The following is a 23,015-nucleotide window of genomic DNA, read 5'->3' on the forward strand; positions in this document are numbered from 1 at the left end:
CCAGTTACATCTCCTCATTTGATTAGTGTTGTTTGACTTTGTGGTACCTTTCCGCCAATTTCGTGATCACGATTAGAGGTGCCTTATGCCCTGAATTGGCTAAAAAGGTTAAACGGGATGTCCGGAAATCCGGCGCTGACCAAGCAACAGTGATCCACCAGTATTTTGAGTGGTAAGCCCAATACCGGCCTCTTTTTTAAATATAATGGAATGGAGTGCTACCATCTTGCAATGCAATCTTTCGCGCTTCGGCTCTATATCATGCTCTCACTGGAATAGTTGACAAAAATGTAATTATTCATGATGGAAGTGGCTGTAATCTCCATAAATAAAATGCATCTTCGATGTTTTCATTGTTTCGTCAATGTACCGATAAATGTTTCTCGGATTGGATTGCAGTATTTGATAATAATTATAGGGAGTGGCTTATTAATTGCACCTTTTTAAAGCTGTATTTGATTGCTTATTAATATATCTTGCCTATAGCTGATGGCCTCTTGTTCGTAGAATGCTGCCAGGATAGGAGCAGGTATGGTTAGTGTTTCAAGCAGGGAAAGTACGTCTGACTCGCGAGTTAATATACTCAGGGTAATCTATTTGCAAAAATAGTTACCTGGTTTAGCCGAGCTCTGAACTTAGACTGAGGTGATTTTTATATTTTTGTAGGAAAGGGGCTGATAGGTACGAGTTTGAGTGCTGAATAATGGTTATTTAACGATCATGCTTGAAAGTATTCGCTTAGGCAGCGGATAAAATTTGTGATCACCCTGAGTAATAATCGTGCTTGCAAAGAAAAATCTCTCATATTTCTGTCTATATCCTCCTTTCTTCGTGGGTTAATTGTTATTGAGTGTTATCTCAAAAAAATCTCGCTAATGGTTAAATAACCCGAATAAGTTGATGTATCTAAAATTGGAGGAACTTATCCCCTCGAATGGCTCCAGAGCCAGGTGTCTAATGACTTATGACGTGAAAGTTAGTCTTTTTTGGCTTCTGTTGACTTTCCGGTACCTTTCCACTAGTTTCGCGACCAGGATTAGAGGTGCCTTCTGCCCTGAATTGGCTGAGAAGGTTAAACGGGAAGTCCGGAAATCCGGCGCTGCCCCCGCAACGGTGATCCACCTGTATTCTGAGTGGTAAGCCCGATACCGGCCTCTTTTCTAAACACGATGGAGCGGAGGGCTACCATCTTGCAATACGATCTTTCGCGCTTCGGCGTGCCGCATTGCTATTCCTCCCTCGATCCCATGTGCTTTTGTCTTAGGGGTTGAAACTTGAAAAAATCTATATTGAGCCTGGCTGTACTGTCAGCCGTGAGCGCGCCTTCTTTTGCTGAATCCACTGTTACCGAATCTTCAATTCCAGACCTGGAAACCGTGGTTGTTGTGAGCTCCCGTCAGGGCGAGCCGCTGCGCCAGGTAGCTACTTCAGTAACTGTATTGGATGAAGAGCAGCTAAAAGAGCGGGGATTGGTGTCCCTTGCCGATGTTTTGCGCAGTGTGCCTTCCGTGTCTGTTACCAATACAGGGGGTATGGGCAAGACAACCTCCTTAAGGGTACGTGGAGAGTCCGGTTTCAGAACCTTGGTCCAGATAGACGGTATCGACATTTCTGACCCAACCGGTACCCAGGCGGGGGCTCATATTGAACATATTATGAGCAGCAACTTGCAGCGCGTGGAATTATTACGCGGTCCACAAGGTATGCTCTACGGAGCCGATGCCGGTGGTGTACTGGATATCTCGACTCGTCGCGAGGGTGAAGGGCAGCGCTTTGAGGTGTCAGCTGAGGGCGGTAGCTTCGATACTGAACGCTACAATGCCAGCGCTAGCGGAGCCAATGAAGCATTGGATTATTTTGTTTCTGCAGCGGCGGCAGAAACCGATGGTTTTAATACCAGTAGTTATGACACGGAATTGAGAGATGACGACGGTTACGATAATGAAACCTTGCATGGCCGTGTAGGTTGGAATATTTCTGAGCAGTGGCGACTTGAGGCTGTGGCGCGGGATACCGATGCTTCAGGTGAGTATGATCGCTGCGGCTGGCCCTCTCAGGATGATTGTAACTTTGATTTCAGCCAGGAAAGTGCTCGTGTCAGCTTGGCTCATAAAGGCGAAGGTGGTCAGCAGGAGTTGGCTTATACACGTTCTGATTTGAAGCGTACCTATATCAGTGAAGGCGTGCCCTTTTATGAAGCGGAAGGTGATATCGAAAAGTTGAACTTCACCGGTTCCTACGGGTTTAGTCGCGAACATGGGATGGTCTACGGGGTAGAGCATCGTGAAGATACTTCGGGAGACCTGGATCGGGATCAGTGGGCAGTTTATTCCGAATATCAGGGAAGCTATGCCGATCAGGCTTATATCACCCTTGGCCTTCGCCATGACAATAACTCTGATTTTGGCAGCTACAACAGCTTCCGCGCCAGCTCAGCCTATTTATTTGAGGATGTTGCCAACGGTACGGTAAAAATAAAAAGTAGTTACGGCACTGGCTTCCGTGCCCCGAGCTTATATGAAGTTGACTACAACGCTACCGCATTCGACTGGTTAACTTTTACTCCATTAGAGTTGCCGTCCCTTAAGCCGGAAGAGAGCCAAGGCCTGGATCTTGGTGTTGAATACTTTGGTGAAAACTCTCTCTACCTGGAGTTCGTACTGTTTAAACAGGTCATTGAGAATGAAATCGGATTCGATATGGTCGACTACACAGGTTACCTGCAAAGCAGTGGAGAAAGCGTGTCCCAAGGCGCTGAGTTTGTTGTCGAAGCGCAATTGACTGACAGTCTATTGCTCTCTGCCAATTACACCTACACCGATGCTGAAGAAGCCGATGATTCTCCCCGAGCCCGCAGTCCCAAGCACTTGGCGAATCTCGGCTTCACTTATAAGCCTACCAGTGACTTGAGCCTTGTTATGAACCTGCGTTCCAGTGCGGATGTGGTAGATAGCGATGGCACCTCGCTGGATGATTATCAAGTGCTAGATGCCAGTGTCCGTTATCAGCTGAACAACTCCACGACGGTATTTGTTCGGGGTGAAAACCTCACCGATGAAGATTATGTGGAAGTCACTGGCTATAACACTGCGGGCCTCGCCGGTTATGCTGGTGTGGAATTCAGCTTCTAAAACACTTTTTTTATAGGTTCTTGAACTGAGGTGGCCATGTCGGAAGACGAGCAAAAACGAAATGCCAAGCACAAGCAGGCAATGCAAAAACACAAGGAGAAGGTTGATGCCAACATTGCAGCAGCCGATATCCAGCGTGGAGTTGCTGTCCTTCTCACTGGAAATGGCAAAGGGAAGTCGAGCTCAGCTTTCGGCATGGTGATACGCGCACTGGGTTACGGACAGAAAGTGGGTGTAGTGCAATTTATTAAAGGCGCACAGCAATCTGGGGAAGAGCTTTTCCTTAAAAACCATTGCCCGGAAGTTACTCTCTATCAAATGGGTACTGGCTTTACCTGGAATACTCAGGATCGCACCAGTGATATTGCTGCTGCAGAGAGAACCTGGGCAGAGGCAGAAAAAATGCTCACCGATACCACCTATGACTTAGTGGTGTTGGACGAGCTCACTTATATGCTCGCATACAAATACCTGGATGAGTCCAAAGTATTGGAGACTCTAGCCCAGCGGCCACAGGAACAGAGTTTGGTGGTGACTGGTCGAGGTGGTGGTAGTGCACTACAAGAGCTAGTGGATACGGTATCTGAAGTGAAAGATGTTAAGCACGCTTTTAAAGCGGGCATCAAAGCCCGCAAAGGCGTAGATTACTAGGTTGTTTTCACTATGTCCGTGTTGATGGTTCAGGGCACGACTTCCGATGCCGGCAAGAGTACTTTGGTGGCCGGGCTCGCTCGTTACTTTTCCCAGCGCGGAGTCAGTGTCGCACCTTTTAAGCCGCAAAACATGGCACTCAATAGTGCCGTAACGGTGGATGGTGGTGAGATAGGGCGGGCACAAGCGTTGCAAGCCCAGGCCTGTGGGATCGACCCCCACAGCGATATGAACCCGGTGTTACTTAAGCCCGCTTCAGATACCGGGGCTCAGGTTATTATCCAGGGTAAAGTGCTGGGGAATATGCAGGCGCTGGATTACCACCACTACAAGGCTACCGCGCAAAATGCAGTGCTGGACTCCTTCGCACGGCTCGATGATCAATATGAGCTGGTGTTAGTTGAAGGGGCTGGCAGCCCGGCAGAAATTAACCTGCGGGAAAACGATATTGCCAATATGGGCTTTGCCGAGACCGTTGATTGCCCGGTTGTACTGATTGCTGATATCGATCGTGGAGGTGTGTTCGCCCACTTGGTAGGCACCCTCGAACTGCTGTCTTCCTCAGAGCGAGAGCGTGTCGTCGGTTTTGTGATCAACCGCTTTCGTGGCGATCTGCAATTACTTCAGCCGGGGCTCGACTGGTTAGAAGAGTATACCGGCAAGCCAGTACTCGGAGTCTTACCTTATCTCCATGACCTCTACCTTGACGCGGAGGATGCCATTAGTACCCAACAGAGCGGTGCTGATGCTCGATTGAAAGTGGTAGTGCCGGTATTGCCGCGCATAAGCAATCATACAGATTTTGATGCGCTAAGGTTGCATCCGGATATCGATCTGCAATTTGTCAGTGTCCGTGAACCAGTCCCACAGTGCGACTGGATTATTCTTCCCGGCAGTAAAAATGTACGGGCAGACTTGGCCTACTTAAAAGAAAACGATTGGCCTGCACAGTTGGATCGGCATCTGCGCTACGGCGGCAAACTCGTGGGTATTTGCGGTGGCTTGCAAATGCTGGGTAGCGAGGTGCAGGACCCGGATGGGGTAGAGGATACGTCGGGTAACGAACCGGGCTTGGGTTATCTGGATTACACAACTCGCTTGCAACCAGTCAAAGCACTGAAAAATGTTACCGGCTTTTTAGCTTTGGAAAATGAAGTAAAAGAAGCTACTCCTGTTCAGGGCTATGAAATCCACTGTGGTATAACCGAAGGTGTAGCTCTGCAAACTCCGGCAGTATATATCTGTGATAAAGACGGAAATTCCAGGCCTGATGGTGCAATAAGTGCTGATGGACAGATATTCGCGACCTACGTGCATGGGCTGTTCGATTCACCCGAAGCGCTGAGCGCACTTTTTGCCTGGGGTGGGTTGAAAGACTCTACGCCGCTGGATGTGGGTAAACAGCGACAGCAACAATTGGACAGGCTGGCTGAGACTATTGCCGAGAATATCCAGGGAAACTGGCTCGAGCAATTTGAGGGAACCAGGGAGACGGCAATGCTGCAAGAGGATGCTCAGTGACTGTTGCCCGTATCAAAGCATTAAATATTGCCTGGTGGTTACTGCCCACAGCACTTGCCCTGAGTTTTTCTGCTGCCGTTGCTATAGGTGCAGTGTATCTCTCACCCTCACAACTATTTGCCGCGATCAGTGGCCAGGGCGATGGTGGACTCGCTGGGGATATTGTTCAGGCAATACGATTGCCAAGGGCGCTGTTGGCGGCTGGAGTGGGTGCTTTGCTCGCCATCTGCGGGGCAATGTTGCAAGGCTTATTTCGAAACCCTCTAGCTGACCCATCCCTGATTGGTGTTACCGCAGGGGCTTCTCTCGGTGCTTGTTTGGCCATCCTGCTAGGAGCAGAGGTTGCCGCTGCGTTTGGGAGTTTGCCCGTTGTATCCATAGCTGCTTTTTTCAGCGGCCTTTTAGCGGTGACACTGGTCTACAAAGTGGCGAAAAGTATTAATGGCACTTCCGTGGCCACCATGTTGCTAATGGGGATTGCCGTTACCGCTTTTTCCGCAAGCCTGATCGGGCTAATGGAGTACTTTGCTGATAACGACACCCTGCGCCGTATGAGCCTGTGGCTTATGGGAGGGCTGGATGCAGCGAGCTATCCTCGCGCTTTTCTGGTTTTGGCCGTGCTGGGCGCTTTGCTTGCCAGTATGTCCCGCTTCGGCACCTCACTAAATGTTCTTTTATTGGGAGAATCCCAGGCGCGGCACCTCGGTATTGATGTGGAGCGGGTAAAAACCCGTTTGATAGTGCTTGTTGCGGCGGGAGTGGGCACTTCGGTTGCTGTAGCCGGCAGTATTGCTTTTGTGGGGCTGGTAGTGCCCCATATAGTGCGTTTATGGGTAGGACCTGATCACCGGCAACTGTTGCCGCTTTCTGCCCTGGCTGGAGCCAGTTTATTGCTGGTTTCCGATACCCTGGCGCGAACCATTATTGCCCCGGTGGAGATCCCGGTAGGGCTGATCACCGCACTAATTGGAGTGCCTTTCTTTGTTTCCTTGTTGCGTAAAAGCAGGGGGGCAATTTAATGGCTCTGCTACAGGTGGAGGGAGTTGCGGTTAGTGTCGATAATCGGCCGCTGTTGCAAGATATCAACCTGAAGGTAGATGTCGGCGAGCTGGTTTGTGTGATTGGCCCCAATGGCGCCGGTAAGTCGACTCTGCTGCGTGCCCTTTGCGGTGAAGTCAGGATGGATTCCGGGCAGGTCCACTTTAAAGGCAGCTCTTTTTCAAAGTTGTCCGCCCGCAATCGAGCCAGGCAAGTTGCCGTCCTGCCGCAAAATAACCCACTGACATTTGCCTTTACCGGGCTGGAATTGGTCGCCCTCAGTCGAACTCCGCATTCCACTGGCACTGACCGGGACCGAGAAATCTGCCTGGAAGCCATGGCAGCGCTGGATGTTAGTCATTTGTCTGAGCGCCTGTACCCAACATTATCTGGCGGCGAGCAGCAGCGCTTGCAATTGTCTCGGGTGATGGCCCAGATCTGGCGGGCAGAGGATGGTGGAGAGCGGCTCCTCTTATTAGATGAGCCCGCTGCCAGCCTGGATATTGCACACCAATATGGAATGATGAGAGCGGTAAGAGACTTCGCGCGAAGTGGCGTAGCTGTGGTAATGACGGTCCATGATCTGGCCCATGCCAGCGGCTATAGCGACAGAATCCTCGCCTTAAAGCAGGGGCGCAGTATGGCCTACGGAAATCCAGAGGATGTATTGACTGGGGAGAATATGCAGCAGCTTTACGGCTACAGTGTCACGGTGATGCCACACCCGGTAACCGGTAAATCCCTGGTGATTGCCGATGTCTAGCACCAGTGGTGTGCATCTGGTATTAGGGGGCGCACGCAGTGGAAAAAGCCGGCTCGCGCAACAGCGCGCGGAGCAGTGGCTAAGCAGCAGTAGCGATGGTGGACTTACCTACCTGGCAACGGCTACGGCGGGCGATCAAGAAATGTCTACCCGTATTGCTCGACATCGGGAAGACCGGGATCATCGATGGCAGACCCTGGAAGAGCCTATTGCACTGGCAGAGGCTCTGGTTACAGCTCCTGAGTCCCACTGTGTACTGGTGGACTGCCTCACTTTGTGGTTGAACAACTGTCTTCATCAAGGCGTTTGGGAGCGTGAGCAAGAGGCGCTTCTGCAATGTATCGATCAGAGGCTTACTCTCTCTAACGGTAATACCCCACCTTGGATTTTTGTCAGTAATGAAGTCGGTTCGGGTATTGTGCCCCTTGGGCAGTTATCGCGGGAATTTGTGGATGCGGCAGGTTGGCTTCATCAGGCATTAGCCGAGCGAGCTGATAGCGTCACCTTGGCAATTGCTGGTTTGCCGCTCACTGTAAAGTAAAATTACCTGAAACTGATAATGATGACAGATGAACTCAGTTGGCTCGATAAGCCTGCACCAACCCCGGACCAGAGTGCTCGCAATGCCGCGATTGCCCGCCAGAAGCAATTGATTAAGCCGCAAGGCGCACTCGGTCGGCTCGAGAGCATTGCCGTGGATTTCGCCGGATTCCAGGGGAGGGAGCAACCCCAACTGAATAAATTGTCGGTGCGCGTATTCGGTGCTGATCACGGTATTGCAGCTCAGGGAACTTCCCGATTTCCTCAGGCAGTCACTTCTGTAATGCTGAAACTATTTTGCGAGGGTGGGGCGGCTATTAATGTATTGAGCCGCGAGCAGAATGCTGACTTTGCCGCAATTAATCTGGGTTGTGTGGTCCCCGCTGAACACCCTGACCTGATTGATGAAGTTATAGCTCCCTCTACTGCGGATTTCTCCCAAGGTAACCCAGCTATGACCCAAACGCAGCTGGCTCTTGCTCTTGATGCCGGTCGCCGCCAGTGTACCGATGCAGATTGTTTTATTGGCGGAGATATGGGTATTGGCAATACCACTTCCGCCGCTGCCATGTTTGCTGCCCTTTTTGAGCTAGAGGTTGGCAGCATTACGGGGCGAGGAACAGGTATCGACGATGCAGTGCTCGCCCGCAAAGTGGAACTGATCGAATCTGCCTTGGAGCAGCATCGGGCAGCGCTGGGCTCGCCACTTGCTATTTTACAAACTTTTGGTGGCTTTGAGATTGCAGCCTTAACGGGAGCGTTTGTCGCCAGTGCTCAGCGAGGTGTCCCTGTATTGGTTGATGGTTTTATGGCGACTGCTGCGGCAGCTATTGCCGGTGCTATTAATCCGTCAGTGAAACCCTGGTTGCTCTACGCCCATCTCTCTGACGAGTCTGGTCACAAACTAGCCCTCGAGTGCCTGGGGGTGAAGCCATTGCTGAGCTTCAATATGCGCCTTGGCGAAGGCACAGGTGCAGTGTTGGCCATCAGTATTATCAAGCAAGCGCTGAACCTGCATAACAAAATGTTCACTTTCAGTGAGGCAGGAGTGCCAGTTGCGGATTGATCTTTTACGACACGGTGCCTGCGAAGGTGGAAATATTTTTCGTGGCCAGATCGATGTGCCCCTAACCAGTGAGGGTAGGGAGCAGATGTTGCGAGGGCTTGCCGAACTCGATGGCTCTTGGGACCGGATTGTTACTTCACCCTTACAACGTTGCCAACGCTTTGCTGCTCAGCTTGCCCGAGAGAAAAAACTGCCGATAACTGAAGTTCCTGATATCCGGGAAATTGGTTTCGGGGACTGGGAGGGGCAGTCAGTCGATAAGATCTGGACTGAGCAACGAGCACTGTGTGAAGCCTGGGGGCGTGACCCGGAAAAGCACGCACCGCCGGGAGGTGAGCCCTTTCCCGTATTTCGATCCAGAGTTCTTCAAGCTATTGATAATCTAGCCCAGCAATATTCGGGAGAGTCCCTGCTGCTCATTACTCACGGCGGCGTTATCAAGTTGTTGCTCGCATATGCGAATAACTGGCTTCCAGTGAAAATGATTTCACTGCAAGTTAATTACGGGTTTGCCGCATCGCTGAGATACGATTCGGACAATAAGTCCTTTACCGTTTCCTACCCAGAGCAGTCAGCTTATGTTTATTGCCCGTAAGTTGTACAACCTATCCCAAGCATTTCTGTATGCGCTGGTATTTCTTACCCGGCTGCCGGTGGCGGGCTTGCTGCGGGACGTGGACAAGGAAACGGTGAAGCGGTCGATATATTTTTACCCCCTGGTTGGAGTGGTGATTGGTGTACTGTTATCCGGGGCCGCCTACCTTCTGGCTCCTTTAGGTACTCAGTTGCAAGCCGCAATACTATTGGGTTTCTGGGTGGTCCTGACAGGTGCACTACACCTCGACGGTCTTGCTGACTGTACTGATGCCTACTTTGCTGGACATAAATGTGCGGATCCTGAAGAGCAACGTCAGCATATTTTGAGAGTAATGCACGATCCCCACTGCGGCTCTATTGCAGTAGCGGCTGTTGTTGTTTTCCTACTGATAAAGTTCGCTGCAATTGCAGCCCTGCTAGAGCTAATAAACCCGGTAACAAAAGATGCTTGGGTCTATCTGCCGTTGGTGCTCTCACCTATGCTAGCCAGGGCTGCGGCCCTGGCTTTAATGGGAATTTCACAATACGCACGTGTTGAAGGCCATGTACCACCCTCTGGCTCCGAGCGCAGATGGGACCTATTGCCGGTAGTTGCAATCGTAGTTGCTATTGGATGTTTAGCGGCGCCAATACCCATTGCCATAGGCATCGTCTGTAGTTTGATTGCCCTGGTCTTATTCTGGCGTCGCCTGTGGGATAAGACTATTGGTGGTTATACCGGCGATTGTTTGGGCGGTTTGGTCGAGATAAGTGAATTGTCGATATTGATATTATGGGTGGCAGTGGTTGCCAATGTGAGTTACGGAGCTGTTTAGAAGCTCCTTAGTTATAGTCGAGTTAAAGAGATGTCTCGAAGCAGTATTGTCCGTGTTGTTTTAACCTTGAATCTGTTATTGGTTAGTAATACTTGGGCGGATGATTCCGTGCGGGTAAAAGATGCCCGTGGCCAATGGGTTGAACTGCCTGCACCAGCAGAGCGTATTGTTGCGCTAGCGCCAAATATCGTGGAGAACTTTTACAGTGCCGGGGCAGGGGATAAGCTAATTGCTGCGGTAAGCTACAGTGACTACCCCGAGCAAGCCAAGCAATTACCGGAGATAGGTAACTATAAAGCGGTAAACTATGAAAGTTTACTATTGCTAAATCCTGACTTGATTGTTGCCTGGGGATCGGGAAATGGCGATCAGATGATTAATAAACTGGAGGATCTCGGTTTTACAGTTTTCGTATCTGAATCTCACACTCTTGAAGATATCGCTGTGAATGTAAAGCGCTTCGGTAAACTTGCAGGTACAAGTGACTATGCAGATAAATCTGCCGGAGAGTGGCTTGAGCGACTGAATCAAATACAGCTTAGCCATAAGGACCTGGATTTAGTCAGTGTTTTTTATCAGGTTTGGAATGAGCCACTGCAAACACTTAATGGCGACCACCTGATTAGCGATGTTATTCAAACTTGTGGCGGCCGTAATATATTTGCCGATGCATTGGTATTAGCACCGAAGATTAGTATTGAGTCTGTACTCGATAGAGACCCGAGAGTAATTATCGCCAGCGGCATGGGAGAAGAGCGGCCAGATTGGTTGGATGCCTGGGAAGCATACCCAAGAATTAATGCAGTTAAAGAGGGAAACCTGTTTCATGTACCACCGGATATCATTCAGCGACATACTTTTCGGGTACTGGATGGTATGGAGATGGTTTGTGATGATTTGAATCGGGTGAGAGGAAGTTGAAGGTTTCAACATCCTAATTATCTAATCAGAATCTGTGCTTTCTGTTGGCAATATATCTAACGGGTCCACGTAATTCTCGCATAAGCCAGCTGGTGTTGGGATTCTTGGACATAATTCCAATTTGTCTAACCTTTGGTTTAGCTCGATCGGAGATTGAGTTGGCGTGGTAACAATTCTTAGACTGTAAAGTTTTAACGGTGAGAATAGGGGCGAGTCGCTCTGGAAACACCTCTTCTGGGGAAATATTTACCTTTATTTTTTCACTTTAGAAAATAAAGTCACGTGTTAGGTCTGTCCGATATAGTGGAATGGATACTTTGGACTCTTCACTATCAATTTATTCGTAAATAAATTAGTTTATCTGTTATTAGAGGCTTAACTACAAACACTCTGTTGGTCACCAATAGCCAAAAGAGTCTGTTTGCTGAATTTGGTATAGTCCTGATTATTAACTGTTCCGATTAAATTGCCCGGCTTCTTTGTGCCGTGTATTTAAAAATATTATCTGTTTTTGACTATTTAGTCTTCCTGAGCTTTATGTTTTCGTGGTGCCAAACTGTGTATAAATCATTGCTGATTTCTGTATTTTTGTCTGTTACCTTGTCAGGGTGTTCCGCTTCTGGGCCTATGTATACAGAGTACAAGCGACTCAATTCGGATACTGGAGTCCTTTACTTGTATAGGGAATCATCTCTTGTAAATATGGCTGTTGGCCCGAAGGTTTATATTGATGGCGGAGGCGGGCAGATTTTGAAAAATGGTGGGTATTTGGCATATGAATTGAGCCCAGGTAAACATACTATTATCGTAGGTGATGATAGTTTTGGATTTGATAACAAGGTTATGGAGGTTGATCTTAAGCAGGGCGAAAATTTATACATTAAATGGAAGGTTGGATCTCTGACAACTATGGAAATTATGGTTGTAGGGGATGCGGCAGCTGGTTATGGCGAGCGCGATTACCATTTGATAGCTATGCCTGGGAGTGTGGCAGCCAAAGAAATATCTGCTTTAAAATTATCAAAGTAATTGATTTTGGAGCTTTATATCCGTTCAGAAATGGGTGAGATAATTGATATATAAGCTGAGTCGGTTAGAAAAATTAATAAGAGGGATAATGTTGGGTTTTATTCCTCCTATTTTTACGTTATTTACAATTGGTCCAATAATGCCCAGTAACGAGCTTTGAATTCCGGTAAAATACTCAGTGCAAAAGACTGAGTGAGAGTTATGTATGAGAAACCATAAGAGATTTAGCTAATTATATGGGAGGTATAATAGCCTAGGTTTAACTCATGCTCTTACAGTTTCTGCTTCAAAGGCCAATGGCCTAACGCTTTGCTTTCTTCATAGTCATCGTTAAAGATATTGAAGTTATACGTATAGTCTCCCTATACTATGGGCTTATAGAAATTCCTTTTGAAAAAGTACGATCTTATAGATATATACGTTGTCATCTAGGAAGCCAATTATCACATACTGCGATGCCTCTACGAGAATCTTTGCTCCTAGAAATGGAATTGCTGAAGAGTCAGCCACAGAGATGGCCGCTGGACCTCTCGCCTGTTACTTACACGATCAGTGAGTAGTGAAAAAATCACTTTTTGGTAGATCATGGCTAATCAGTGGTAAAGCCGCCCCTAGCTGTATTAATGTTGAGTTCAAGTCAAATAGCCCCTTAATTTCATTGCCAAATATTGGCGGTATTTCCAAGGTGTCTAAATTATTCGTATCGTTATCTAGTTTGCAGTATTGAAGTTAAGAAAGCGGCTATTTTCTTGGGTAGGTATCCTTAGAGCCTGGAGCAAAATTCATCCCACAGTCGAAGTGGGCTGAAATGCAAAAACCTATTGACGATCGGTTTTTGCCGCTCTACCATCATTCGAAGATTAGTTTTAACCTCTGGAATAATGGTCTATGCGACTTGGCGATCTTGAGAAACAGGTGCTCCAATACCTCTGGGATAGAAAATCTGCGGATGCCAAACTGGTCCACTCGGACTTGAGCAGGGCCCGTGGAGGTTCTCTTAATACGATCCAAAGCACGCTGGATCGCCTTTACAAGAAAGGTTTGCTGTCCCGGGAGAAGCAGGGGCATGCATTCCAATACAGCCCGGCAGTGGAGCGCTACGAGTTTGTCGGGCAGCTGATTCAAGATGTTACTCGTGAGTTTGTTGATGATGAGAACGGGCTGGTAGCCGCGTTTACCTCCATCTCATCGGAGCTGAACGAAAGTCAATTAGAGCAACTGGAGCAGTTGATCGAAAGCCAGAAGATAAAGCGCCAGCAGGGTGATCGCTAATGATTTTGGGGCAGGTTGCACTCTGGCTAAACCTGCTGACTATTGCAGCGCTTGGCCTGTTTGTCGGTATTTTACTGGTATCAGCTGCCTGCCTTTCCGTTTCCCGGTATTCACTTAGCTTGTCTGTCAGTAGCCGGCGCTTACTGCTGTGGAGTGCGGTATTGCTGCCGTGGTTCGCGGCTTCCACCGCCGCTGTAATCCTGGCTTTCCCTAGCCTTTTGGGAGGCGTTGCATCACTGGCGCACTGGCACCATATCAATGCTTTTAACCTCTACAGTTGGCACGGTGTTTTTACTATTGCGTTTCTTTTCTTTAGCGGTTTTTTGGCGTTTCAAAGTTTTAAACGAGCTCATCGCCATTTGGCGCAGCTCCGTTTGTTAATGCAACTTTGCGAGAGGGATAAGTCTGACCAGAGTATTATCCAGGCAAAGGGGCCCCAGGCTTTCACCAGTGGTCTGCTCCGTCCGCAAGGGTTTTATACCAGCGGTCTGCGAGACCAGTTAACAGCGGAAGAGTTTGAGGTGGTGCGCCTGCATGAGGAAGCCCATGCGCAAAAATTTGATCCTCTGAAGAAATTAATATTCGCTTTATTTGCCAGCTTTTTCCCTACGCGTTTGGGGAATTACCTGAATCGGCAGATGGCGCTGTGTATGGAGCAGCGTGCAGATGCATATGCTCATAGGCAGGGGTGGAGTGAGACTTTTATCGCCCAAACCCTACTTAAAGTAACCCGTATCTCCAATGAGTTGCATCCCAAAGAGAGAAGTTCAGCAATGGTCTGTTATTTCGCTCTTGAACAATTGGATGCTCGTATTCGTTACTTGCTGTCTGATGATAAGGGGCGCAGCTTACCCCCCTTGTTATTAGCTGGAATGTTTGTGGCTCTTACAGGCACTTGCCTTGTCTCGGTGGATGCGCTCCACCACACCGTCGAAACCCTTTTCTCCCACTAAGGAAGCCGAAGTGTTTAATTGTTTGCGTTTAGTCATAACCAAAAAACCGATTATAGATCGGTTTTTTGTGGCCGGAGCTGTGTTCTTTTTGGCCGCATTAAGTGGGTCCCTTAGGGCAGAACAGGGCGAGGAGTTATCGGGACTTACTTATGAGCAGGCAATTCTTAAAAGCTTGCAAAATCATCCTGAACTGGCGGGCTACCGATATCAGTTTGAAGCTGTGGATGCTCTATCCGAGCACGCCAAGCTAGGACCACGACCGGAGCTTAGTGTTGCCGCCGAGGGGGTGGGAGAGGATAAGAGCAGTGATGGCAGCGGCAGTTCCCAGGTAACAGTAGGTATCAGTTGGTTATTACAGGGTGATCTCGCAGAAAAACGTGTATTGGCTACACGCAGTAAGGCTTCCGTGATTGAGGCCCAAAAGCAGGTTCTTGAGTTAGAAGTTGCCGCTAATACTGCGCGTTACTTTTTCCAGGTCCTGGCTCAGCAGGAACGCCTGGAAATTGCTAAAAGAGCAGTCGACCTGGCTCGCAGGATATCCGCTGAAATTAATCGCCAGGTTAGTGTTGGCAGAACGAATGAAGCCGATTCTTTTCGGGCGGAAGTCGACTTACAGCGTCGGCTCTTAGCTGTGGAAGATGTCGAGCACGAGTTGGATATTGCCAGATATCAATTAGCTGCCCAGTGGGGCTCCAGAGAGCCCAGTTTTCGTGCGGTGGCTGGTTCTCTTTCCAGTGTCCTTCCAGAAGTTGATTTATCTAGATTGCGAAGCTTGGTGGCGAGCAACCCAAATTTGGAAATATTCATGAGCCGCGAGCGCGTGGCGCAGGCGGAAATTGATTTGGCACGTGCAGAAGCTGGTATTCAGTGGAGGATTGATACAGGAATTCGTCGCAACGAAGCGAGCGGAGATTATGGGTTGGTGGCAGGGTTCGCAATCCCACTAGGTAAGGGTGACCGTAATCGCGGCAAGGTATCTGCTTTGAGGGCGGAACAAAATCGTTTCCGAACAGAAAGAAATGCGAAAGAGATTGAGTTGGATACACAGCTCTTTGTGATGACCCAAAGGCTACAACATCACCGGCACGTAGCTACCGCCTTGAATGAAAAGATGATTCCCAGTTTGGATAAAGCGCTCATCGCTACGCAAAAAGCCTATCGACGTGGCCGCTATAACTACTCGGAGTTGGCTCTAGCCCAACAGGGGCTTAGCGATGCGCAGCTTTCACTGCTCCAGGCACAGTACAACGCACACCTTAGCCTGATTGAAATTGAAAAACTTACCGGCCTGTCATTGGCACAGATAAGCGAGAGCGAGATATGAGATCCGCAGTTTTTTCCAGCCTGATATTCGGTGCTTTACTTTCCTTGTTCCTAAGTGGCAGCGGCAGTGTGTATGCGGCCGGAGCTGTCGCAGAGGCAGAACCGGAAAAAGGGCCCAATCGTGGGCGCATGTTGAGAGAAGGTGATTTTGCCGTTGAGCTAAGTATTTATGAAACTGGTGTTCCCCCGGAGTTTCGGGTTTGGGTGAGTAACGATGGAGAGCTGGTTAATCCTCGCCAGGTTGATCTTAAAGTGGTTCTTACAAGGCTTGGAGATGGAGAGGATCACATCGAGTTCAGGCCTGAGGGGAATTATCTGCGTGGCGATATGGTGATCTATGAGCCTCACTCATTTGTTGTGACTCTAACAGTCAAGTACCAGGGGCACGAGTACCGTTGGCAATACGATAATTTTGAGGGGCGAACCCGTATCGAATCCGGTATTGCCGAATCCATGGAAATTGATACGGAAACTGTCGGCCCCGCCAGGATGAGTGAGACCAACCGCGCTTATGGCAGGCTTATTGTAGATCCAGAGCAGGTACGTGAAATCCGTGCGCGTTTCGATGGATTTGTAGAAACTGTGCAGGTGGGATTGGGAGAGCGCGTTAAAAAAGGGCAACCCCTGATTGCAATTAACAGCAATCAAAACCTGAAAACTTACAGTATTAAATCCCCCATTACCGGTGTGGTAATTCAGCGCAATGTAAACCCTGGTGAACAGACCGCAGGTAGAGCTTTATTAACGGTTGCCGATGATACTGCCTTGTTGGCAGAGCTGGATGTTTTTCCCTGGACACGCCCCCAGATTCGCCAGGGCACGCCCGTTTCCGTAAATATCAAGTCCCTGGAAACTCCTCTGCTCGGGGTAGTGAAACAAATTGATACTTTGATGAAGCCCAACCAGGCCACTGCCGTTCGAGTGTCACTGCAAGATATTCCCTCAGGCCTCGCACCAGGTTCTTTTGTAAGCGGCGATATCCAAGTTGCTGAATATGAGGTGCCTCTCGCCGTCAAGCGTTCCGGTTTACAAGCGTTTCGCGATTTTACTGTCGTTTATGCCAAGGTGGGCGATCAATATGAAGTACGCATGTTGGAGTTGGGGCGTGAAGCAGGCGATTGGGTTGAAGTGCTGGGGGGGATTCGACCGGGAATCGAATATGTCACCGGTAACAGCTACATCATTAAAGCGGACATTGAAAAGTCCGGTGCATCCCACGATCACTGAGGGTTCGACATGCTTGAGTACTTGATAAGAACCTCAATTCAAAATCGCGGGCTGGTTATTGCCCTTGTGCTACTACTGTGCGGTTTGGGCATTTGGAATTTCACCCGGCTGCCCATTGATGCGGTACCGGATATCACCAATATCCAGGTGGTTATTAATACGGAGGCACCGGGGTATACCCCTAAAGAAGTTGAGCAACGGGTTACATACCCTGTGGAAAATGCAATGGCTGGATTGCCGAGCCTTGCTTATACCCGCTCCGTTTCGCGGTATGGACTATCTCAGGTTACGGTGATTTTTGAAGATGGCACCGATATTTATTTTGCCCGTCAGTTAGTGAATGAACGGCTCACTAGTGTACGTGGCGCACTGCCTGCTGGTATGGAACCCGGGCTCGGACCTATCGCCACAGGCCTTGGTGAAATCTTTATGTTCACAGTGGACTCCGAACCGGGAGCCACCAATGCTGATGGCAGTGCGGTAACACCCAAGGACTTGCGTTCGGTGCATGACTGGATTGTACGCCCGCAGTTACTGCGTGTACCTGGTGTGGTGGAAGTCAATCCGATCGGCGGGTTCAAGAGAGAAATTCTAATTGCTTTAGAGCCGGAGAAACTGCTGGCATTTGGCCTCACCCAAGAAGACCTGATTCGCTCGATCGAGGAGAACAATCGTAACCGCGGTGTAGGCTTTATTGAACACAGCGGCGCCCAGTGGTTGTTGCGGGTTCCGGGGCAGGCAAGCTCGTTAGAGACACTGAAGGATTTCCTGGTTGCGGAAGTGAATGGCGTTGCTGTTCGCCTTGGCGACTTGGCCAAGATCGAAGAGGGGCGCGAAATGCGCACCGGGGCGGCTACTCAGAATGGCAGGGAAGTGGTGATGAGCACCGTTTTCATGCTGGTTGGCGAAAATAGTCGCACCGTTGCAGGTGCAGTTGGTGAAAAGTTAGAGGATATCAAACAGAGTCTACCACCTGGTATCACATTGACTGCAGTTTATGATCGTACCGGTCTGGTTGACCAGACATTGCGCACGGTCCAAACCAATCTTATGGAAGGTGCGCTGCTGGTTATCGCGGTTCTTTTCCTGCTGTTGGGCAATGTTCGAGCAGCAATTCTTACTGCGCTGGTAATTCCGGTGGCCATGTTAATGACCATCACCGGCATGGTACAGGCCCGCGTAAGTGCAAACCTGATGAGTCTGGGGGCGCTGGACTTTGGCTTGTTGGTGGATGGGGCCATCATTATTGTCGAGAACTGCCTGCGACGCCTTAGCGAATCCGCCCGCGAGCGTGGCCAGTTAGATCTAAAAGAACGGCTTACCCTGGTATTTCAATCGACGCGGGAAGTGATTCGCCCGGCCATGTTTGGTGTGTTCATTATCACAGCCGTGTATTTACCCATTTTTGCCCTGACTGGAGTGGAGGGCAAGATGTTCCATCCAATGGCTATCACCGTGGTGATTGCGCTGCTTTCTGCGATGTTTCTTTCCATCACTTTGGTGCCAGCCGGCATAGCGCTGCTATTCCGCAAACCGGTGATCGAAAAGAAAAACCCTGCACTTGAGAAGCTGAATAGCTTTTATCGCCCGGCCCTAGAGTTTGCACTGCGCCAGCGTGGCATGGTTGTCGCTATTGCTGCGCTACTGGTGTTGGTTTCCGGCTATACGGCAAGCAGAATGGGTAGCGAATTTGTGCCGAATCTGGATGAAGGCGATATTGCCATGCACGCCTTGCGTATTCCTGGCACATCCCTGGAACAAGCGATTGCACTACAAAAATCCCTGGAGGAGCGGATTAAAGAGTTGCCCGAGGTGGAGCGTGTATTCGCCAAAATTGGGACTGGGGAAGTGGCTACCGATGCCGTTCCCTCAAGTGTTGCCGATAACTTTATTATCCTGAAACCCAGGTCTCAGTGGCCAGATCCGGATAAGCCGAAAGAGCAATTGGTAGAAGAGCTGGCAAAGCTGGTAGAGTCAATCCCCGGCAACCGCTATGAATTTCTCCAGCCAATTCAGATGCGCTTTAACGAGCTTTTAGCTGGGGTGCGTGCGGAATTGGCGATCAAAGTCTTTGGCGATGACTTTGAGCAATTAGAGCGTTTGGGCGGTGAAATTGAAGCGGCTATTGGCAGTGTAGAAGGCGTTGCTGATATACAGATGGAGCAAACCAGCGGTTTACCGGTTCTCGCCATTGTTCCTGACCAGGCCGCACTTACCCAGTATGGGCTGGCTATCAATCAGGTACAGGAGCAGCTGGCAACCGCCCTGGGAGGTACGGTTGCTGGCCGCTTTTATGAGGGAGATCGCCGCACCGATATTGTTGTGCGTTTGCCAGAGGTATTGCGCCAGGATTTGGATGCGCTAAAGAAATTGCCGATTCATCGACCCAATGGCAACTATGTGCCCCTGGAGGAAATTGCCAGCCTGGAACTCACTGCCGGTATCAATCAGGTTTTCCGCGAGAACGGTAAACGCAGGGTAGTGGTAACGGCCAATGTGCGGGGTAGGGATCTGGGTAGCTTTGTTGTTGATGTACAGCAGTCCGTTTCCGATAAAGTGGAAATACCACCCGGCTACTGGGTTGAATATGGCGGAACCTATCAAACGCTACAGTCTGCTACTGAACGCTTATCGATTGTAGTGCCGCTGACCCTTGTGTTGATTATGGGACTTCTCCTGCTGGCGCTTCGTTCCATAAAAGATGCGGCAATTATCTTTACCGGTATACCCCTCGCATTAACCGGCGGTGTGCTCTCTTTAATGTTGCGGGATATTCCTTTCTCCATTTCCGCAGCCGTTGGTTTTATCGCACTTTCCGGGATTGCCATCCTTAACGGCCTGGTGATGGTTTCCTTTATTCGCGACCTGCGAGACCAAGGTTACAGCATAGAAAAGGCCATTATTGAGGGCGCACTGATACGCTTACGTCCGGTCATTAGTACCGCACTGGTTGCCTCACTCGGTTTCGTGCCCATGGCGCTGAATACTGGTATTGGTTCTGAGGTACAGCGCCCACTGGCTACGGTGGTTATTGGCGGTATTGTCTCATCAACAATCCTGACACTTTTAGTGTTGCCGGCATTCTACAGAATTTTACATGGCAGGAATGCCAAGTCTGAGAGCTTACAAGATAACCCTGAAGTGGCTCTGGCTGGAGCCAGTTAACTCGGCCTGTGTGCGCTTTGGTTCACAAGAATTTAGAAATTTAATAACGGGAGATAGTAACGTTGCACAATAGTTTAAAAACAGTTTTCGGCTTGATGGCGCTGATAGCAGGTATGGTGATATCTATGCCGCTATTTGCCCATGGAGTGGACGATGCTACCAAGACTTTTCTTGCCGGCAACGAAGGGGTATCTATTATTCCCTTTCTATATATTGGCGCCAAGCATATGGTGACTGGCTATGACCATCTGCTGTTCCTGGTGGGAGTCATTTTCTTTTTATATCGATCAAAAGATGTTCTCATCTACGTAAGCTTCTTTACGCTCGGTCATAGCTTGACCCTTTTATTTGGAGTGCTAAACGACACCCATGTGAATGCCTATTTGATCGATGCCATTATTGGATTATCCATTGTCTATAAAGGCTTCGATAATCTCGGCGGCTTCAAACGGGTTTTTGGCTTCCAGCCTAATACCAAGGCTGCCGTACTGATTTTTGGGCTTTTCCACGGTTTTGGTTTGGCAACCAAATTACAGGAATTCAAGCTGTCCAGCGATGGGTTGGTGGAGAATATCCTGGCCTTTAATGTCGGAGTAGAAATTGGTCAGTTTGTTGCGTTGCTGTTTATTCTTCTCGCCATCAATTATTGGCGTCGCTTTGACAGTTTCCTGCGCTTTTCCACCATGACAAATACCTTGCTAATGAGTGGTGGACTGATGTTGGTGGGTTACCAGATGACAGGCTACTTCGTAGGTTAGATAGCCAGAAAGTGACTTTATAAAGTTAATTGAACAGAAAGAACACAGATTTAGAGCTTACAGAATGAATACAACTGAAATGCCAGTGCAGACTGCACAAACGCTGATTAAATCCACACTTGCTGCTGGTGTGCTTGCAGCCATTATGTTGACCACAGTAATCCTGCCAGCTGAATACAATATAGATCCTACTGGAATTGGCAGTGCACTGGGGCTGACTGAATTAAACAGTCAAGAGCAGGAAGTTGCGGTACCAGAAGTAGTGCAGCGTGGCGAGCAGTCCTTTGCTTATCGGACTGACACTACAACTATTGAAGTGCCCGCTGGCCGTGGAATTGAATACAAATTTCAATTGGATAAATACGGTCATTTGGAATATGAGTGGGTAACGGAGAGTGGTGAACTTTACTTTGATTTTCACGGCGAACCCACAGGCGATACTACCGGCTACTTTGAGAGCTTTGCTATTGCTACCGCAAATAAAATGAGTGGCTCTCTCACTACGCCTTTTGATGGTTCCCATGGCTGGTATTGGAAGAATAACGGTCAGGAATCTGTGAAGATCACTCTAAAAACAAAGGGGTTCTACGAGGTTATTGGACTCAAACAGTAACGTTTTTTATCAACATTCGCTAAAACCGAGAAGAAAGAGAGCATTATGAACAAACTTATTCGAGTCATCTGTGTATCAGTTACCTTAGGCTTCGCAAATCTTGCTTTCGCCCATGGTGATCACGAGAGAGACAATTTTGCTACCGTATCGATGGCTGAAGCTAAGGGCATCGCCAGCCAGGAAGTGGCTCGCCTAATCAAAGAGGGCAAGCTCAACAAGTCCTGGGCCGACATGCCACTCAATGCTGCAATACAGCGTGTTGATAACCAGCGACACTGGGTTGTTACAGCGAAAGAGCAGAGCGGTGTTTTGAACCAGCAGTTGCAAGTCTTCCTGAGTGCTGAAGGATATTTTCTTTCTTTCGAAGTGGTGAATCGTTAACTGATAGGTTTATGTTCAGGTAGCGGCAGATTCGCCGCTACCTATTATTTTAATAGCCTGGCTCGAGCAAGAGTTATAGCTGTTTTTTTGTGTTCTTAAGTAGGTAGATTTGGTAATAAACCCTATTGATAGAGGTGACTATCCAATTTGCCAGTTACTCAGTTGACTCAATACTTACAACAACTTTTCCCATAGTTTGCCCACTTGCCAGCCGCTCATGGGCCTTGCCAATATCAGACAAACTATAGGAAGTTTCATCAAGCACAGGTTTGAGATCGCCTGCTTCAGTAATGGCTTTTAGTGCTTTTAAAATATGTCCGTGTTCCTCACGGTGATAATTGTGTAGCATTGGAATTAACATAAAAATGACATGCAAAGACAAGCCTTTAAAGTGAGCAGGCGTCAGGTCAAGTTCTACCATGGAAACGGTAGTAGCTACTTGGCCGTTGAGTTTTGCTGCCTCAAAAGAGTTCGTTATATTTGCACCACCGACTGAGTCGAATACTATATCGAAGCCTGCTCCGTTGGTGTACTTCAGTACATATGACTCAACCGATTCAGTCCGGTAGTTAATAGGCGTTGCCCCCAGTTTTTCAATCATTGCCAGTTGAGGATCTCCGGAACCTGTTGAGTAAACATCAGCACCAAAGTGACGAGCCAGTTGTACAGCTATATGACCCACACCGCCCGAGCCACCGTGAACAAGAACACTTTGTCCAGGCTTAACCCCCGCACGCTGTAACCCTTCGTAGGCGGTTATGCCTACTAAGGGCAAAGCTGCTGCTTCCCGCATGGTCAGGTTCTCGGGTTTCAGGGCAATTAAGTTCGCGTCTGCAACAATATATTCGGCTAATGTTCCCAGCAAGTCAGCCAGTCCACCTGCGCAGCCATAGACTTCATCGCCCACTTGATAATCGGTTACACCTTCGCCAATCTCTTCAACAACACCAGCGAAATCCATACCCAATATTGCCGGGGCTTTCGGTGAAAGGGGTAATGCAGGTCCCATTTGGCGAATCATGGTATCTACGGTATTGACGCTGGTTGCTGATATTTTAATCAGCACATGGCCAGCTTTGGTGGTCGGCTTGGGTACTTCAGCAGCTTCAAATACGTCTGGGCCGCCAAAGGTATTTACAATCATTGCTCTCATTTTGATTCCCAAAAAGTGTACTTTCTGTAGAGTTTTGTCTAAGTGTCCGAAGTAAGTAGGGCATCGCAGTCTGTAAATCATCGAATGCCCAATTGCTA

20 protein-coding genes and 1 riboswitch are annotated in these 23,015 nt (G+C 48.8%); of the genes, 19 read left to right on the forward strand and 1 reads right to left on the reverse strand.

The features are described 5' to 3' along the window. The first annotated feature begins 1,023 nt into the window (after positions 1–1,023). Positions 1,024–1,171: riboswitch (cobalamin riboswitch) on the forward strand. Between the two features lie 103 nt (positions 1,172–1,274). The 19 genes from ACJJIR_RS09340 to ACJJIR_RS09430 all read left to right on the forward strand — a co-directional run bounded on the left by ACJJIR_RS09340 (position 1,275) and on the right by ACJJIR_RS09430 (position 21,764). Continuing rightward, a complete protein-coding gene (locus tag ACJJIR_RS09340; RefSeq protein WP_444908117.1) occupies positions 1,275–3,131 on the forward strand; it encodes a TonB-dependent receptor plug domain-containing protein in 1,857 nt (618 codons plus the stop codon). Between the two features lie 36 nt (positions 3,132–3,167). Further along, positions 3,168–3,782, forward strand: a complete 615-nt coding sequence (cobO, locus tag ACJJIR_RS09345; protein WP_413662193.1) for a cob(I)yrinic acid a,c-diamide adenosyltransferase — start codon at positions 3,168–3,170, stop codon at positions 3,780–3,782. Between the two features lie 12 nt (positions 3,783–3,794). Further along, positions 3,795–5,303 carry a cobyric acid synthase gene (locus ACJJIR_RS09350; protein WP_444908118.1) on the forward strand — a complete coding sequence of 503 codons (1,509 nt, stop codon included), beginning with the start codon at positions 3,795–3,797 and terminating at the stop codon, positions 5,301–5,303. Further along, complete coding sequence (locus tag ACJJIR_RS09355) at positions 5,300–6,322, forward strand: FecCD family ABC transporter permease (protein ID WP_444908119.1); 1,023 nt, start codon at positions 5,300–5,302, stop codon at positions 6,320–6,322. The genes ACJJIR_RS09350 and ACJJIR_RS09355 overlap by 4 nt, the downstream gene beginning before the upstream one ends. After that, positions 6,322–7,104, forward strand: coding sequence for a heme ABC transporter ATP-binding protein (locus ACJJIR_RS09360; protein WP_444908120.1), 783 nt, complete (start codon positions 6,322–6,324; stop codon positions 7,102–7,104). The genes ACJJIR_RS09355 and ACJJIR_RS09360 overlap by 1 nt, the downstream gene beginning before the upstream one ends. After that, on the forward strand, positions 7,097–7,645 hold the full coding sequence (cobU, locus tag ACJJIR_RS09365) for a bifunctional adenosylcobinamide kinase/adenosylcobinamide-phosphate guanylyltransferase (protein WP_444908121.1): 549 nt from the start codon (positions 7,097–7,099) through the stop codon (positions 7,643–7,645). The genes ACJJIR_RS09360 and cobU overlap by 8 nt, the downstream gene beginning before the upstream one ends. A gap of 18 nt (positions 7,646–7,663) precedes the next feature. After that, complete coding sequence (gene cobT, locus ACJJIR_RS09370; protein WP_444908122.1) at positions 7,664–8,710, forward strand: nicotinate-nucleotide--dimethylbenzimidazole phosphoribosyltransferase; 1,047 nt, start codon at positions 7,664–7,666, stop codon at positions 8,708–8,710. Continuing rightward, complete coding sequence (locus ACJJIR_RS09375; protein ID WP_444908123.1) at positions 8,700–9,305, forward strand: histidine phosphatase family protein; 606 nt, start codon at positions 8,700–8,702, stop codon at positions 9,303–9,305. Before cobT ends, ACJJIR_RS09375 begins: the two co-directional genes overlap by 11 nt. After that, positions 9,289–10,122 (forward strand): adenosylcobinamide-GDP ribazoletransferase, encoded by an 834-nt coding sequence (gene cobS, locus ACJJIR_RS09380; RefSeq protein ID WP_444908124.1) that lies wholly within the window; start codon positions 9,289–9,291, stop codon positions 10,120–10,122. The genes ACJJIR_RS09375 and cobS overlap by 17 nt, the downstream gene beginning before the upstream one ends. A gap of 30 nt (positions 10,123–10,152) precedes the next feature. Next, complete coding sequence (locus ACJJIR_RS09385; protein ID WP_444908125.1) at positions 10,153–11,043, forward strand: cobalamin-binding protein; 891 nt, start codon at positions 10,153–10,155, stop codon at positions 11,041–11,043. A gap of 558 nt (positions 11,044–11,601) precedes the next feature. After that, a complete protein-coding gene (locus tag ACJJIR_RS09390) occupies positions 11,602–12,072 on the forward strand; it encodes a DUF2846 domain-containing protein (protein ID WP_444908126.1) in 471 nt (156 codons plus the stop codon). An 888-nt stretch (positions 12,073–12,960) separates the two neighbouring features. Next, the gene (locus tag ACJJIR_RS09395) at positions 12,961–13,344 is read left to right on the forward strand and encodes a BlaI/MecI/CopY family transcriptional regulator (protein ID WP_444908127.1); all 384 of its coding nucleotides are present in this window, start codon (positions 12,961–12,963) and stop codon (positions 13,342–13,344) included. Further along, positions 13,344–14,297: a M56 family metallopeptidase gene (locus ACJJIR_RS09400; protein ID WP_444908128.1), complete on the forward strand. Its 954-nt coding sequence runs from the start codon at positions 13,344–13,346 to the stop codon at positions 14,295–14,297. The genes ACJJIR_RS09395 and ACJJIR_RS09400 overlap by 1 nt, the downstream gene beginning before the upstream one ends. A gap of 88 nt (positions 14,298–14,385) precedes the next feature. Continuing rightward, positions 14,386–15,621: a TolC family protein gene (locus ACJJIR_RS09405; RefSeq protein ID WP_444908129.1), complete on the forward strand. Its 1,236-nt coding sequence runs from the start codon at positions 14,386–14,388 to the stop codon at positions 15,619–15,621. Further along, positions 15,618–16,847 carry an efflux RND transporter periplasmic adaptor subunit gene (locus ACJJIR_RS09410; RefSeq protein ID WP_444908130.1) on the forward strand — a complete coding sequence of 410 codons (1,230 nt, stop codon included), beginning with the start codon at positions 15,618–15,620 and terminating at the stop codon, positions 16,845–16,847. The genes ACJJIR_RS09405 and ACJJIR_RS09410 overlap by 4 nt, the downstream gene beginning before the upstream one ends. A 9-nt stretch (positions 16,848–16,856) precedes the next feature. Then, positions 16,857–20,012: an efflux RND transporter permease subunit gene (locus tag ACJJIR_RS09415; RefSeq protein ID WP_444908131.1), complete on the forward strand. Its 3,156-nt coding sequence runs from the start codon at positions 16,857–16,859 to the stop codon at positions 20,010–20,012. A gap of 62 nt (positions 20,013–20,074) precedes the next feature. Next, positions 20,075–20,770, forward strand: coding sequence for a HupE/UreJ family protein (locus ACJJIR_RS09420; protein ID WP_444886199.1), 696 nt, complete (start codon positions 20,075–20,077; stop codon positions 20,768–20,770). Between the two features lie 64 nt (positions 20,771–20,834). After that, positions 20,835–21,383: a hypothetical protein gene (locus ACJJIR_RS09425; protein ID WP_444908132.1), complete on the forward strand. Its 549-nt coding sequence runs from the start codon at positions 20,835–20,837 to the stop codon at positions 21,381–21,383. A 45-nt stretch (positions 21,384–21,428) separates the two neighbouring features. Continuing rightward, a complete protein-coding gene (locus ACJJIR_RS09430) occupies positions 21,429–21,764 on the forward strand; it encodes a DUF6488 family protein (RefSeq protein WP_444908133.1) in 336 nt (111 codons plus the stop codon). Positions 21,765–21,918: 154 nt separating this feature from the next. Here the strand turns inward: ACJJIR_RS09430 and ACJJIR_RS09435 are convergent, their stop codons facing one another. Next, positions 21,919–22,917: a zinc-dependent alcohol dehydrogenase family protein gene (locus ACJJIR_RS09435; protein ID WP_444908134.1), complete on the reverse strand. Its 999-nt coding sequence runs from the start codon at positions 22,915–22,917 to the stop codon at positions 21,919–21,921. Positions 22,918–23,015 lie beyond the last annotated feature (98 nt).

The sequence above is a fragment of the Microbulbifer maximicatervae (SeqCode) genome (assembly GCF_052467385.1).